The 14,405-nt window shown below is 71.4% G+C and carries 3 protein-coding genes; all 3 read right to left on the bottom strand.

Annotation, left to right across the window (positions count from 1 at the left end):
* Positions 1-40 precede the first annotated feature (40 nt).
* From ACH45E_RS03010 to ACH45E_RS03000, 3 genes are read right to left on the bottom strand one after another with little or no spacing between them, the layout of a single operon-like run.
* Positions 41-913 carry a TauD/TfdA family dioxygenase gene (locus ACH45E_RS03010; protein ID WP_361435800.1) on the bottom strand — a complete coding sequence of 291 codons (873 nt, stop codon included), beginning with the start codon at positions 911-913 and terminating at the stop codon, positions 41-43.
* 43 nt (positions 914-956) lie between these two features.
* On the bottom strand, positions 957-10,304 hold the full coding sequence (locus tag ACH45E_RS03005) for an amino acid adenylation domain-containing protein (protein WP_361435802.1): 9,348 nt from the start codon (positions 10,302-10,304) through the stop codon (positions 957-959).
* A complete protein-coding gene (locus ACH45E_RS03000) occupies positions 10,301-14,266 on the bottom strand; it encodes an amino acid adenylation domain-containing protein (protein ID WP_361435804.1) in 3,966 nt (1,321 codons plus the stop codon). Before ACH45E_RS03000 ends, ACH45E_RS03005 begins: the two co-directional genes overlap by 4 nt.
* Positions 14,267-14,405: the final 139 nt, after the last annotated feature.

Genomic DNA, 14,405 nt, shown 5'->3' with positions numbered 1-14,405 from the left:
ACCGGGTGCACCAGGCGCCGGCCTACGTCAGTTCAGGCCATCAGCCCTTGACGGGGCCGCCGTTGATGGCGACGCGCTGGCCGTAGCGGGCGTAGGGGTAGTAGTCGTACGTCGCATGGTGCTGGACGCACCGGTTGTCCCAGAGGACGAGCGTGCCCGGGGTCCAGCGGACGCGGCAGTGCAGGACCGGCCTGCGGGCGATGATGTCGAAGAGCAGGTCGAGCAGGGCGCGGCTCTCGTCGGCGGAGAGCTGCGGGATGCGGCTGGTGTAGGCCTTGTTGACGTACAGCAGTTTGCGGTCGGTCTCGGGGTGCCGGGCGATGAGCGGGTGTTCGCTCTTGGGGATGACGTAGTCCGCGGGCGGTGTGTATCCCGCCAGCGCCTGCGCGCCGTCGTGTATCGCGGTCAGCGGGTCCAGCAGGGCGCGCATGGCCGGTGAGAGCATGTCGTACGCGAGGTGCATGTTGGCGAAGAGGGTGTCGCCGCCGCATCCCGGCTCGGGTATCTCGGTGATGTAGAGCATCGACCCCAGTGACGGTTCGGCGTCGGCGGTGCCGTCCGCGTGCCAGCCGTTGCCCGCCACGTCCGCCGCGGCCGACGTCGTGCGGATCTCCAGGATGTACGGATCGCCCTCGGGCGGCGGCGGGTTGACGGGGCGCAGTTCGCCGAAGGCTGCGGCGAAGCGCTTGTGATGCTCGGCGGTGATCTTCTGATCGCGGAAGACGAGGACGTGGTGGTCGCGGAAGGCGACCCGGATCTCCTCCAGTTGCTCCGCCGGAAGCTCCTGCGACAGGTCGACGCCTGAGACTTCCGCCCCCAGGACGGGGTTGATCCGTTCGACGGCCAGGGTGCGGTAGGCGTGCAGGGGACGCGTGGTCACCGCTTCCAGCGCTTCGCGTTCGTATGACTCCATGTCAACCTCCGAAAGTGGATGGGGTTTACAGGGTTTGCGGGGCTTACAGATCAGCGGTCCCGCGGGCACCGGCACCCGGGGATGCCAGCGTCGCCCTGATGGTCTCGGCCACCGTGCCCACGTGGGGTGCCGCGACGATGCCGTAGTGGTCCGTGGGCAGATACCTGCGTACGGCGGACGGGGGCAGGCAGGTGTCCCACTGCCGGTCCGGCTCCTGAGAGCCTGCGGGAGTGGGCATGCCCGCCGTGGGGTGTTCGGCCAGCCACAGATACGTGGGGACGGAGACGAGCGGCCGTACGCGATGTTCCCCGAGGCTGCGCAGGTTCGCGCGGCAGCAGCGGGCCAGCCCCTCGGCGTACGCCCGTGCGTGCTCGGTCGGCAACGAGGACGCACCGGTGCCGAGTTCGGCGGCGAACACCTTTTCCAGGTGAGCCTCGTCGTAGGCGGCGACCAGTGCTTCTGCCTGCGGCGGTGGCGGATCCAGCAGGTAGAGCGCTTCCAACGGCCGGCCGGCCGATTCGGCGAGGCCCGCCATCTCCATCGCCACACGGGCGCCGTAGGACCATCCGGCCAGGTGAAGCCGGTGGTCCGGTCCGCCGAAGCGCGCACGTAGTTCCGCGTCGTAGTGATGGGCCCGCTCGGCCAGTGACCATGCGGGTACCTCGGTGTCGCGGAGTGCGGGGTCGGCGATGAGGCACACCGTCGGCGCGGGTCCGAGCGCTGCGACCAGGGAGCGGTAGGCCTGGATGTCTCCGCCCACGGGATGCACCAGGCACAGGACGGCCGGTCCGGTTCCCTCCTGCCAGATGTCGAGGACGACCCGGGAGGTGCTCCCGGCCGTCTCGGTGGTGCGCTCGGTGTTGTGCTCGGCGGAGGTGAGGGCCGCCTCGATGTGTTTCAGGATCTCCGTGAGGCTGACCCGGTGACTGAAGGAGGCCAGGTCGAACGCGACGCCGTAGTCGTCCTCGATCTGTGCGATCAGGCTGATCAGGGTCAGCGAGTCGGCGCCCAGGTCGTAGAGGGAGTCCTCGGGGTCCAGTTCGTCCACGCCCAGCAGATCCCGGATCACCCGGGCCATGGCGTACGCCCGCTCTCCGGCACTGCCGGCGTCGGAGGCTTCCTCCTTCCCGTCCGCCGGGTGCACCGGTCCGGTGCCGGAAGACCGGTCCGCGATCCCGGCAGCAGCGTAGAAGACTCGGGAGACATCGATGTCGGTTGTGGACACGAGGAGTTGAGGCAGTTGCAGGGCGAGGGCACGGCCGAAGACCGCTTTGCCCTCCTCGACGGTCAGGCCGACCGCGAGGTGGGCCTGATGGCGGCTGTCCGTGTTCAGGACCCGGGTCGCCATTCCGGTCTCGCGCCAGATGTCCCAGTCGATGCCGATCCGGACGGTCGTCTCCGTCTCGGTGGCCCGGTGGTGGGCGAAGCCGTCGAGGAGGCTCGCGCCGGCCGCGTAGTCGCTCTGGCCGACACCGCCGAGCAGGGCGGACATCGACGAGCAGTAGACCGCGATCTCCGGGCGGAAGGCTTCGATCAGGTGCTCGACGACGAGTGCGCCCCTCTCGCGGACCGCGGCGGCGTCACGCATCGCGGTGGCGTCACGTCGTACGAGCAGCCCGCCGTGTCCGAGACCGGCCGCGTGGACGACGCCGTCCAGTCGTGACGTGTGGTCGGCGACGGCCGCCGCCACTTCGTGCACCGGCATGGCCGCGAGATCCGCCCGGACGAGGCCGACACGGTCGGACCATCCGCTCAGCTCCTCGGGCATCCGCGGGTTTCTCGACAGCAACAGGACCCGACCGCCGGTGTGTTCGAGCAGCCAGGCGGCGATGGCGCGGCCCATGCCGCCCGTGCCGCCGAGCACCAGGTGGACGGTGTCCGCTCCGGCCGGTACGAGGGACCGCGTGCCCTCCGGCTCCGGTACGGGTATGGTGCCCGGCCGCCACCAGTAGCCCTGCCGCAGCGCGAGCTGGCGCGGTAGGGCCGGTCCGCCGGGTTGACCGGCCTCACGTGTTCCGGCGACGACCGAGGCCACGTGCCCGGCCCAGCGGGTGAGGTCGCCGTCGGGGAGGTCGAGCCAGTGGCCGTTCAGGGCGGACTCCTGGTGGGCGACCTCGACCGGCCCGGCGAGGAGCGCCAGTTCAGGTCTGTCCACCGCTCCCGCCACTGGCCGGGCGCCGTACGACAGCCACCACACGCGTGGGGAGCCGTTTCGCCCGGTCAGTGCCTGGGCCAGGGCCGCCGTGCTGTCCAGGCAGGTGTGACGGGCGTGTTCCAGGGTGCCGGGACCGGCCGGCCCTGTCACGTCGAGGGGCAGCGCGTGCACCCACTCCGTGTCGGCGGAGGCTGGGGTGCCGTCCTCGGACAGCGCATCGAGCAGCCGGCGCAGAGACGCCGGATCGGCGGGGTCCACGTCGTAGGCGTCCGGTCCTCTGCGGGCGAAGGCGCCGGCCGGGTACACCCGTATCACTCGCGACGCCACCGCCTCGAAGGGCGCGAGCGCCGTCCGCGGAGTGTTCTCGGAGGCCACGACGACCACGGCGGACGCGCGGCCGGCCGGCACGGCGGCGTCCACGACGGCGGCACGGCGCAGCCGGACCCAGTGCGGCTGGTGCAGCCAGTTCTCCTGGGGCAGCCGCCGGGGTGTGGCGGCCGGGGCCTCGCGCGGGTCCTCGGACGAATCCTCGGGCCCTCGGTCGAAGTCGTATTCCGCGAGGGAGAAGGACGGAGGCGGGAAGTCCCAGGGCGCCGGAGCGGAGCCTGCCCCCCAGTCGACAGGGCGTCCGGCGGTCCAGTCCTGAGCCAGGTCGTGGGCCGCGCGGCCGACCGCCAAGACCGGTACGGCGTCCGGGTCCGCGGTACCGAGCGGCACCGCTCCGGCGGCCACCGTGCGCAGCCAGTGCTCGGCCGCGGTGGCGTCCGTCACGGGTGCCGCGGCCCGCAGCCGACGAGCGACCCGCCCGGCCTGGAGATGACGCAGCACGAACCCCAGGCGCTCCGGGTGTAGTCGGAGGTGGTCGGCGATTCGAGCGGCGTCGGCGGCGAGGGCGTCCGCGCTGGAGGCCGACAGCACGAGGCACTCGGGTACCTCGCGGGGCGCCACCGGTCCGGGCGCGGTGTCCTGCTCCACGATGACGTGGGCGTTGGTGCCGCCGATCCCGAAGCTGCTGACCGCGGCCACCCGTTCGCGTCCCTCGGGCCAGGGGGTGGCCTCGGCCGGGATATGGAAGGGGGTGGGATCGGCGCCGATCTCCGGGTTGAAGGCGCGGAAGTTGAGGTTGGGCGGGAGCGTCCCGTGGTGCACGGCGAGGACCGCGCGGACGAGGCCCACCACACCGGCGGCCGCGCCCATGTGGCCGAGCTGGCTCTTGACGGAGCTCAGGGCGCAGCGGCCGGACTCACTCACGTCGAACGCCTGTCGTAGCGCCCCCACTTCGATCGGGTCGCCCAGCCGGGTGCCGGTGCCGTGGGCCTCCACGTAGCCGAGATCGGCACCTGTGCGTCCGGCGCGGGACAGGGCGGTCCGGATCACCTCCCGCTGTCCGGCCAGGGACGGCGCGGTGTAACTCATCTTCGCCGCACCGTCGTTGTTGATCGCGGAGCCGGTGATGAGCGCGTAGACGGTGTCGCCGTCGTGCCGCGCCTGCCGCAGCGTTTTGAGCACCACGACGCCGACGCCGCTCGCGCCGACCGTGCCGGTGGCGTCGTCGCTGAAGGGCCGGCAGTCGCCGTCCGCGGAGAAGATGTGCTGCGGGCGGTAGCGGTAGCCGCCGGTCAGCCCGGGGTCGACGAGTACTCCTCCGGCGAGCATCACGTCGGCTTCGCCCTGCCGGAGCAGACCAGCGGCGAGGTGCACGGCGACCAGAGAGCTGGAGCAGGCCGTCTGGGCGCTGAAGGCGGGGCCGGTCAGTCCGAGGTGGTACGCCACCTTGGTGGCCAGGAAGTCCTTCTCGTGGTGCAGGGCGAGCTGGAAGCCGTCGGGCAGCCGGTCGGGGTCCGCCTCGCGCAGCAGGGACTGGAAGTAGGTGTTCTCGCCCGCGCCGGCCACCAGGCCCACCCGGGGGGCCGAGGTGTCCGGCACTCCGGCGTGCGCCAGGGCCTGCACGCCGGCCATCAGCAGGTGACGCTGCTGGGGGTCCATCAGACGTGCCTCTTGGGGGCTGATGCCGAAGTGGCCCGGGTCGAAGTCGAGCATGCCGTCGAGCGTGCTGTGCGCGCCGACGACTCCTTCCGGCGCGTCGATGCGGCGGATTCCGGTGCCGCCGCAGACCACCAGCTCCCAGAAGGCGGCCAGGTCCGCGGCGCCGGGCACCCGTACCGCCATGCCGACGACCGCGATCGGCTCGCCGGGTTCGGGGGTCTGTTCGGGGGGCCCGGCATTCTTCGCGGCCGACGGGGTGAGCGGCCGTGGGGCGGTGAGGTGGCGGGCGAGGGAGCGGACGGTGACGTGCTCGAACAGGTCCGCGACGCTGAAGCGTAAACCGAGTGCCGTGGTGCAGTGCAGGTGGAAGCGCATCAGGGCGAGACTGGAGGCACCCGCCTCGAAGAAGGTCTGGTCCGGTGCGATCACCGACCCGGTGACCTCCTCGAAGGCGGTGCTGAGGCGTTCCTCCTCCGCCGACAGGCCCGTGCGGGCGATCGCGGAAGGACGTATCTCTTCCCCCGGTTCCCGGACGACCGCCTGCCGGTCCAGCTTGCCGCTGGGTGTGCGGGGCAGTCTCTGCAGCCGGCGGAAGCGGTCCACACGTATGTAGGAGGGCAGCAGGGCGGACAGATGCGCGGTCAGGTCGTCGGCGGACGGTGTCTCGCCCCGGACCTCCAGGCCTGCCGTCAGCCGGTCGCCGTCCCGGGTGACGACGGCGTTGACCACCGCCGGATGGCGCAGCAAGGCCGCCTCGACGGAGCCGAGTTCGAGCCGGTGCCCGCTCAGTTTGATCTGCTGGTCGTCGCGGCCGGCGTAGTGCAGCAGGCCCGCCCGGTCGAAGAACGCCCGGTCACCGCTGCGGTAGAACAGTCCCGCGCCGGGGAGTTCGACGAATCGGGTGTCGTCGAGTGCGGGGTCGCCGAGGTAGCAGCGGGTGGCCATGGTGCCGCCGATCAGCAGCTCGCCGGTGCACCCGGCCGGGACCGGGTCGCCCTGGACGTCCACCACACGCAGATCGGCGCCGGCCACCGGGCGTCCGATGGCGGGCCGCTCGGGCCATCGCCCAGGATCGCCCTCCAGGCAAAGGGCGCTGACCACATGTGTCTCGGTCGGCCCGTAATGGTTGAACAGGCGCGCGCCGGGGAGCCCGGCGAACCAGCGCCGGATGCTGTCGGTGCACACCAACTGCTCGCCCGCGGTGACCACTTCGCGCAGCCGCGAGGGATACCTGTTCAGGCGGACGGCGTACTCGGCGAGCAGGTGCAGGGCCACGTAGGGCATGAAGATCCGCTCGGCGCCCGCGCAGTCCAGCCGGTCCAGGAGGGCGGGCACGTCCTGACGCCACTCGGGACGTATGAGATGGAGGCTGCCACCTGTGCACAGGGTCCCGAAGATCTCCTGGAAGGACACGTCGAACGCCAGCATCGAGAACTGCTGGGTGACCGCGGGGGCGGCCAGACCGCCGGGACCGGACTGCCACCTGATCAGGTCGCACAGGGTGCGGTCATGGATCTGCACGCCCTTGGGGACGCCGGTGGAGCCGGAGGTGAACAGGGTGTACAAGGGGCGGGTGCCGTCGTGCGCCGGCCAGTCGACCGCGCTTCGGTCATCCGGGCGCCGGTCGTACGGCGCACTCGTGCCGTCGCTCTCCCGCGGCACCGGGTCCGCCGGTACGACGAGGTGGCGCACCACACCGCCCGGGAGCAGCGTGTCCAGCATCGGCGAGCTGTCCCGCGTGGCCAGGACGCACAGCGGGTCGATCTGTTCCAGGACGTGGCGCAGCACGTCGGCCGGGTAGGAGGGGTCGAGGGGGACGGCGGTGACGTTCAGCCTCGCCAGTGCCAGCAGCGCCACCACGTGTTCGGCGGAGGGGTCCAGGTAGAGGGCCGCCCGGCAGGGGCTGCCGTCGGCCGGGATCGGGTAGCGGTCGGCCAGTTCCGTGGCGAGGGCCGCGGCACGGGCGTCGAGGGCCGCGTAGCTCAGGGTGCCGCCGTCGGCCGTGACGACGGCGGGGGCGTCCGGAGTGCGGGCGACCTGCCGGCCGAAGCCTTCGGCGATCGTGGTGAAGCCGGGTTCCGGGGCGGGGCCGCGCCCGTGCTCCGGAAGGGACCGCCGGTACGGCACCACGAGTTCACGGGGTGTGGAGCGGCCACCGGCCGCGAGCACGTCCACGCCCCGCCGGAGCAGCTCCGCCATCGCCTCGACGTCCTCGCCGGTGAACCGGTCCTCGGCGTACTCCCAGAGCACGTCGAGTCCGTCCGCGTGCTCGACCACGGAGACCGTCATCGGGCACTTGGCCTCCGGTGCCGCCCACCACAGGGGGCGCTGGGCGCAGCCGGGCAGTCGCAGCGCCCCGAAGTCGGTGTTCTCCAGGACGAACAGGAAGTCGAACGGTGTGCTGTCGCCGACGGCCTCCCAGCGGGTCAGGACGTCCGCGAGCGCCACGTCCTGGCGTCCCAGTACCTGCCCCGTGCCGGTCCTGGTGCGGGCGAGGTGGGAGCGCAGGTCCTCAGCGGGCGCGACGGTCAGGGGCAGCAGCACGGTGTTCGCCATCATGCCCGCGCTGTTCTCGAACTCGCGCACCGGGCGGCCCGCGACCGGAGCGGCGATGCGCGGGCGGACCAGGCCGGTCACGCCGTACAGGCACCAGGAGAACACGCTCAGCAGGACCTGGAACCGGGTCAGTCCGAACTCGGCGCACAGCCGGTCCACTTGGGCCCGCCGAACGACGTCGAGCGACGTGTGCAGCAGCCGCGCCCGCGGTGCCGGCCCCGCGTCCTGGGCGGGCAGCGGCTCCTGCGGCTCTTCCAAACCCTGGTAGAACGCAAGGAGTTCATCGCGCTGCACCTGGTAGGCCGGGCTCGCGAACCGGCCGCTCTGCCAGACGGCGAAGTCCAGCGGGGTCGGAGCGGGTGCCTCGGGGCGGCCGCTTCCGGCGTAGGCGGCCGACAGGTCGTGCAGCAGGATGCTCAACGACCAGCCGTCCACGGCGATGTGGTGCAGGTGCAGCAGGAGCGTGCCGCCGCCGTCACGCGGCAGCCAGCAGGCTCGGAGCATGCGGGGGATGGCGAGGTCGAAGGGCTCGGCGAAGAAGGTGTCGGCGAAGGCGTGTGCTGCTTCCTCGTCCCAGATCTGCTGGGGGCCCGGCTCGTGCCAGGGGTCGTACGGCTCGCCGACGGTCTGCTCCAGGCCGTCCGGCCCGAGGCCGAAGCTCGTCCGCAGCGCCTCGTGGCGTGCCACGACGCTGCGCAGCGCGCTCCGGAGGGCAGCGGTGTCGACGGGTCCGTCCACGCGGAAGGCCTGGTTGACGGAGTAGGCCCGGGAGCCCGGGGTGCTGCGCTGTACCAGCCACAGCCGCTGCTGTTCGCTGGTGGCGGGCGCCGAGCGGGCACCGGAGATCACCGGTGCCGGTAACGCGTTCTCCTCGCCGGGACGGACCGTCGTGAGGGACCGGGCGACGGCGGCCAGGTCGCCGTGCAGGACTGCCGCCTGGGTCAGCTCGCGGCCCCATCGCTGTCGTACCGCGAAGCAGAACCGCAGCGCCTTCAACGAGTCACCGCCGCTGGCGATCCACCGGTCGCCGAGCCCGAGGCCGGTGGTGCCGAGTATCTCCTCGGCCAGTTCCACGACCCGGCGCTCCGTCTCCGTCGCGGCCGGTCCGCCGGAGTCGGAGGGGACGGGCCGCCAAGGCCGGCCGGCCTGCCGCAGCAGGGCGGCCTGGTCGACCTTGCCGTTGGCGTTGAGCGGCAGATCGGCCACGAGATGGATCTGGTGGGGGCGCATGTAGGCGGGCAGGTGGGTCGTCAGGTGGCTGTCGAACTCCGCGTAGGACAGTTCCTGCCTCAGGACGACGAACGCCAGCAGTTCGTTGGGCCCCTCCGGGCCCGCGCGGCGCGTGCACACATAGGCCCGCTGGACCGCCGGGTGGGTGAGAACGCGTCGCTCCACCTCGCCGGGCTCGATCCTGAAGCCACGGACCTTGACCTGGCGGTCGGTTCGTCCGACGTACTCCACCAGGCCCTCGCTGTCCGCCCGCACGAGGTCACCGGTGCGGTAGTACCGCTCCTCGCCACCGTCGAGCCACGGCAGCCGCACGAAGCGCCGCTCGGTCTCCTCGGGAAGGTTGCGGTATCCGACGGCGAGTCCGGCTCCGCTCAGCAGGAGTTCGCCGACCTCACCGGGCGCGGCGACCCGCTCCTGGCCCGGTACGACCAGGACCGCACCGCTCTGCGGCAAGGGCCGGCCGATCGGCACCACGTCCCCGTCGAAGTCCCGCGGGATCGGATGGCACAGGGCGAAGGTGGTGGACTCCGTCGGCCCGTAGATGTTGAACAGACGGGTGCCGCTGTCGGCGTTGTCCCGGTACCAGCGGCGCATCACCCGGGGGTTGAGCTGCTCACCGCCCACAAGAACCTCGCCGGCCGCGGCGAAGCAGTCCGGCACGGCCGTGACCATCGCGTTGAACAGCGCCGTGGTGATGAAGACGGTGTCCACGCGCTCGTTCCGCAGCGCCGCGGCGAGCCGCTCGGGAGTCCGCACGTCCCCGTCGCTCAGGACCACGCAGCAGCCACCGGTCAGCAGGGGAACCCAGACTTCGAAACTCAGCGCGTCGAACGCCGGATTGGCCAGGCAGGCATAGCGCAGACCGGGCTCGACGCGGATGTAGCCGGGTTGTGCCAGTCGCCGGACTCCGGCGTCACGGACCTCGACTCCCTTGGGCTGCCCCGTCGTTCCGGAGGTGTAGAACAGGAAGGACACCGCGCCGGGGGCGGACGGTGCCGCTACGGCGGCAGCGGCATCCGGAGGTTCCGGCAGCAGGGTGTCCGCGGCGAGCACCTTCACGTCCTGCGGGAGCTGGGTGACGCTCTCGACCGTCTCGCAGACCAGGGCCACCGCGGCGGAGTCCCGGAGGATGAAGTGACGGCGTTCGGCGGGGCTCTGCGTGTCGAGGGGCACGACCTGCGCCCCCAGCCGCAGAATGCCCAGCATCACGCAGACCAGCCGCCACGACCGCGGCAGCGCCACCGCCACGGCCTGCCCCGCGGTGACGCCCCGGCGCCCGAGCTCCTGGGCGACGGTGGCGGCTGCCACGTTCAACGTCGCATAGTCGAGGCTGACTTCACCGTCGACGACCGCCTCAGCGAATGGAGTGCGAAGGGCTCGGTGGTGAATCTCAAGGGCTGTACCGGCCGGGGCGCGGGGGTCCTCGGCCACGTCGGCGGGGGATGTTTCGACGCGGGGTTTCATCGTGCCTCCGACGTGCCTGAAGGTGTTGTGCGCTCCGTCTCGCCCCGGCCGGGGGCGGATGTCAGGCGGTGCAGTTCGGCGGTGAGGACGGCGGCGACGCGGGGCAGTTCGTCGCTCTCCAACATGTCCCAGTGACCGCAGGCAACCGGCTCGACCACGAACTCACCGCTGACGCGCTGCCGCCAGAACGCGCGTAGACGAGTGGCGGCACCCTCGGCGTCCCCGTCTTCGTCCGCCACGGCCGTCGCCTGCAGCAGCACGACACGGGCGGGTGATTCGGGTACGGCGTAGTCGCGCGCCGTCTCGCGGTGGTGGTTGTAGACGTGTCGGTACCGGGCCACCTGGTCGTCGTCGATACCCGGGTACATGCCGTTGAAGCGCACCAGCTTCTGCCGGAACTCCTCCATGCCGACCGGTGCGATCGCGGCGCGCTGCTCGTCGTCCTGGGCACCGTGGGTGTCGAGGAGGACGACGCTCACCTTCTCGTGTCCGGCCGCCACCAGGCGGCGGCCCATCTCGTACGCGATCAGACCGCCGTAGGAGAGCCCGCACAGCACCAGTGCCTCGTCGGTGCGGGGACCGACGAGCCGCAGATATTCCTCGGCCATCGCCTCGACACCGGGCAGGGTGGCCTCGCCGGGATTGATGCCGGGCGCCTGAAGCCCCATCACGCCGATGTGGTCGGCCAGTTCGGCGGACAGTGGGAGGTAGCAGAACGCGGTGCCGCCGGCGGGGTGCACGCACACCACGCGCTGTCGGCCGCCGCCCGCACGGAACTCGACCAGGCTGCTGGGTTCCGCGGACCGCGCGGCGTCGCCGCCGTGGCCGCGCACCCGTTCGGCGAGTGCCTCGATGGTGGGGTGCAGCATGACGTCCCGGACCGGCAGGGCGACGCCGAGTTCCTCCTGGACGGCGGCCGCCATCTTGATCGCCGATATCGAAGTGCCGCCCAGCTCGAAGAAGTTGTCACCGATTCCGATGTCCGGGTGCAGCAGCACCCCGCGCCAGACCCGGTACAGCGCCATCTCCACATGGTCGCGGGGCGCGGCCGCGTTGACCCGCCCCACGCGGGTTCCGGCCGCGGCGCGCAGCACCTCTGCCCGGTCCACCTTGCCGCTGCGGTTCAAGGGCAGTCGCGGGAACTCGGCCACCACGGCGGGGATCATGTAGTCCGGCAGGCGGTCCTTGAGGGCCGCCCGCCACTCGTACGGCATCCGCGTGGCCTCGGCGTCACATCCCACGCCGGCGACCAGGTGGGGGCCACCGGGTGTGTTCCGATCGGCCAGGATGACGGCCTCCCGCACCCCGGGGACCGCAAGCAGCGCCGCCTCGACCTCTCCGGGTTCGATACGGAAACCGCGCAGCTTGAGCTGGTCGTCGCGGCGGCCGACGTACTCGGCGTTGCCGTCCGGCAGCCAGCGCGCCAAGTCGCCGGTGCGGTAGAGGCGTTCACCGGGGACGAACGGGTCGGGCACGAAGAGTTCGTCGGTGAGGTCGGGGCGGTTCAGATAGCCACGGGCCAGACTCGCTCCGCCGAGGTAGACCTCTCCGGGAACTCCCACGGGTACCGGGCGCATTCGGCCGTCTAGCAGGTACAGGCGTGTGCCGCGCAACGGCCGCCCGATGGGACACGACCGCTCGTACGGCTGTGGGTCGGTGTAGGCCGTGGAGTAGAGCGTGGCCTCGGTCGGGCCGTAGCCGAAGCAGATGCGCAGGCCGGGCAGCACCTCACGCATGCGGTACAGGGCGCTCTCAGGCAGGGATTCCACTCCGGTGAGGAGCTGGCGCAGACTCGAGCCGGCCAGGCGCGCGGCCGGATCCTCGCCGATCCACAGGACGTAGGACGGGGGCAGAAACGCCTGGGTGATCTCGCGTTCGCGCATCCAGTCCAGCAGTGCCCGTGGGTCCCCGCGGAGTTCGTCGGGAACCAGGTGGAGCACGGCGCCGGTGGTCAACGGGACGAGGAGTTCGTGCACCGACGCGTCGAAGCCGATGCTCGACCAGGCCGAGGACGCCTCGCCGGGGGCGTCCCCCATGAGTTCGCGCCAGTGGTCGAAGAGGTTGACGACGCTGCCGTGCGTCACTGCCACGCCCTTGGGCCGGCCGGTCGATCCCGAGGTGTAGATGACGTAGGCGAGCCGAGCCCGGTCCGGATCGATGGCCGGCGCCTCGTCGTGTGTCCCCTCCGCCTCCACCTTCGCCAGGTGCTCCCACGGCTGTCCACCGTCGTCCGGGGTGTCCGTCTGGTCGGTCAGCACGAGGACCGGTGCGGCGTCGCTCACCATGGCACTGAGCCGCTCCGGGGGCTGGCCGGGGTCGAGGGGCAGGTAGGCGGCTTTGGACTTCAGGATCCCGAGCACGCCGATGACGAGTTCGGCCGTACGTCCGGCGTGCAGTCCGACCACACGGTCGGGACCGGCGCCGCGGGCGATCAGCGCATGGGCGAGACGGTTGGCCCGGCGGTCGAGTGTCGCGTAGTCCAGCTCCGCGTCACCGGCCACCACCGCACACTGCCCGGGCCGTACGCGGACTTGCGCGGCGAAGCGCTCCAGCACGCCCGCCGACGCCGGGCCGGCCACGGTGGGCCCTGTGCTGAAGCCGGCGAGGAGTGCCCGCTGTTCGTCCTCGTCGAGCAGCGTCAGGTCGGCGATCTCGGCATCGGGCTGCTCGGTCATCAGACGCAGCACGCGAAGGAATTGACGTATGCACCGTTCGATCGTCGCCCGGTCGAAGAGCGCCACCGCGTAGTCGATCTCCCCGGTGAGGTGCCGGCCCTCGTCGGCCAGGGCCAGGACCATGTCGAACTTCGCGGGTACGTGGGCGGCGTCGTCCCGTAACTCGACCTGCAGACCCGGAAGTCCGAGTTCCTCCCGCATGGAGGGGACCCAGGCGAACATGGTCTGGAACAGGGCCGTGTAAGCGGGGCTCCGCGGTGGGTTGACCAGTTCGACGACGCGCTCGAAGGGGAGGTCGACGTGCCCCAGGGCGTCCCGGATCCGCTGGTTCACCCGCTTCAGGGCATCCTTGACGCTGGGTGAGCCGGAGAGGTCCGCGCGCAGGGCGAGGGTGTTGACGAAGAAGCCGATCAGACCCTCGACGTCCCCGCGTCGGCGGTTCGACGTGGGGGCGCCGACCACGATGTCGTCCTGTCCGGAGAGCAGGGACAGCAGCACGGACCAGCCGGTGAGGACGGTCGCGTAGAGAGAGACATCGTTGTCCGAGGCCAGCGCACGCAGGGCCCGCGTCAGGTCCTCGTCGACGGTCACGGGCAACCGGTCGCCGCGGAAGTCCTGTTCGGGTGGGCGGGGCCGATCGGTGGGCAGGGAGATCACGGCCGGGGCGCCGGCCAGTGCGGTGGTCCAGTAGTCGCCGTGCGAGGCGGGCTCGTCTCCCGACATCCACTCCCACTGCCAGCGCGTGTAGTCGCTGTACTGCCAGGTCAGTTCGGGCAGCGAGACGTCCTGCCCGTGCTGAAGCGCGGAGTACACCAGGCCCAGCTCTCTCAGCAGCAGGGAGCGGGACCAGCCGTCGAAGACGATGTGATGCGCCACCAGGACCAGTACGTGATGGTCCGGTTGGAGCGCTATCAGGCAGCCGCGCGCCATGGGCTCCTCGCCCAGGCGGAACGGGGTGCCCTCCACCTGCGACCGTATGCGCGTGAAACGTTCGGCCCCGTCCGGCAGTCCCGTCAGGTCCTCGAAGGTCACCGGGAACCCCGTGTCCGGCGGATCGACGACTTGCAGGGCCGAACCCGCGGAGGGGACCAGCCGGGTGCGCAGAGCCTCGTGCCGGGCCGCCAGCAGATGCAGCGCCTTGATGAGCAGGTCCCGGTCCAGCGGTCCCCGGATATCGAAGGGCATCGGCTCGTTGTAGGCGGCGCTGGCGTCTCCGTCCATGCGAGCCATGACCCACAGACGTTCCTGCGCCAGTGACAAAGGCGCGAATTTTCGGGGTAAGGACACGGATTACCCTTCACGAGAAGAGACGCGACGGAAATCAGTTCCGGTGTTCCCGGAGTGCCGGACTGAAGTCCGGAATGCGTGCGTTGCAATCAAGCGCATTGCTGTGCGAACAGCGCGGAGGACGGGCCGTTCCGGATTT

Source organism: Streptomyces sp. NPDC020299 (assembly GCF_044387825.1).
Taxonomy (GTDB): Bacteria; Actinomycetota; Actinomycetes; order Streptomycetales; family Streptomycetaceae; genus Streptomyces.
This window is presented reverse-complemented; position numbering and strand designations above follow the sequence as displayed.

Coding starts and splice junctions, on each gene's coding strand:
- ACH45E_RS03010 (WP_361435800.1), bottom strand. CDS start 913: ATGGAGTCATACGAACGCGAAGCGCTGGAAGCGGTGACCACGCGTCCC.
- ACH45E_RS03005 (WP_361435802.1), bottom strand. CDS start 10,304: ATGAAACCCCGCGTCGAAACATCCCCCGCCGACGTGGCCGAGGACCCC.